Below are 1,463 nucleotides of genomic sequence, written 5' to 3' on the forward strand. Positions count from 1 at the left end.
ATTATAAGGTTAGTTTTATAAAAATGAAGACTATAGTTCTATTATTGTTAGTAAATTCTAAATAGTAAATTACATTTTAGCTTACTGAACAAGTGATAATCCCCATGCCCAGTAAGCTAAAAAAATTATAAATTTGTACATCAAAATTCCGGGCGTTTTGTAAGGTTTACACCAACCCCACTTTATGGAAGCCTATTAATCGTTTACGTCTATTGTCTGCTCTAGCCAATACATGCTCAGGAACCCTATAATTTAAGAGGGGATAAAATGACTGAGAAATATAAGATTTACTATAAACAACTTGCTGTACGATTCTTGGTTTTTGATTAAGGTTTAAACCGCCACGGTGCCAAACCTGATTGTTAAAAATTAGACAATCACCAGCTTTTGCTTTAAAAGTCACGGGTTTTTTTCCATTATAAACAGGGAGTTCTTGTTTAGTGTCTGGAAATTTACCGCTTCTATGGCTACCAGGAACTAATTGTGTAGGTCCCATATCTTCCTCAACATCCGCGAGATAGTATAGACAGTTGACAATAAATACTGGCATTTGAATATTATTATCCCAATCAACATTTTTTGGAAGTGGGAAAAACATTTCATCATCAATTAAATCGATATGCCATTGATCTATTCCTGTTCTTCTAGGGGTCTTAATTGCATTCATACTACGCAAATGACAATTATCCCCTAAAATTGCTTCGACTAAATTAATAACTGGAGGCAAATCGATTAAATTTTCAAAGACTTCACCACGTTCGAACATCATACCACGAAAAATAGGAGCGTACCCATTCCTTGGACCTCGAAAAGCTTCTTCAACCCCGGTATTCAATAAATTGATTTGGTCTTCATTTAGAACATTACTCATAAAAACAAAGCCATCACTATGAAATTGTTTCACTTTATCACTTAGATCATGCATAAAATATTTCCCCCTGAATCCTAGAGTTTTTTATAATTTCCTATTGCTGAAGATAATTATTAGATAAAAAATTCACTTTACTGTTCAATAAAAACTAATATAACAGTACAAAAAAATGCAACCGATTGCATTTTGGAGGGGAGGAAGGTTTATTTAGAAAAAACATATTCTATCATCTCCGCCTCTTGGATGAAAGTGTTTTCATTCCACCTTCGGTAATTAGTCTAACATTATTTTTGGTAAAAATAAACAAGAGTAGTAACTTCAATTGTTTATTTTTCGAGTTTGATTTTTTTGAAAAGTATGTTTGATGAAGTAACAGGCAGTAAATATTATGAAAATATCTTGATTTATAAGCTTTTTGTATATTTTTCACAAAAAAATAATAGTAAAGAAGTTAATGTAGAAGTAGATATTGAATTATTATTAGAATATTTAATTTATTTATCAGGTTGCGTTTTGTTTTGTTGGATAATTCATAATTAGATAAAAATAGTAAAAAAATGTATTTACAATTTATAGTAATAGGTTTATAATC

1 protein-coding gene is annotated in these 1,463 nt (G+C 30.4%); it reads right to left on the reverse strand.

Features of this window, described 5'->3' with window-relative positions; genetic code table 11:
• Positions 1 to 166 precede the first annotated feature (166 nt).
• Positions 167 to 925 carry a phytanoyl-CoA dioxygenase family protein gene (locus DN403_RS30830; RefSeq protein WP_000543792.1) on the reverse strand — a complete coding sequence of 253 codons (759 nt, stop codon included), beginning with the start codon at positions 923 to 925 and terminating at the stop codon, positions 167 to 169.
• Positions 926 to 1,463 lie beyond the last annotated feature (538 nt).

The organism is Bacillus sp. AY2-1 (genome assembly GCF_008368965.1).
Taxonomy (GTDB): Bacteria; Bacillota; Bacilli; order Bacillales; family Bacillaceae_G; genus Bacillus_A; species Bacillus_A thuringiensis_S.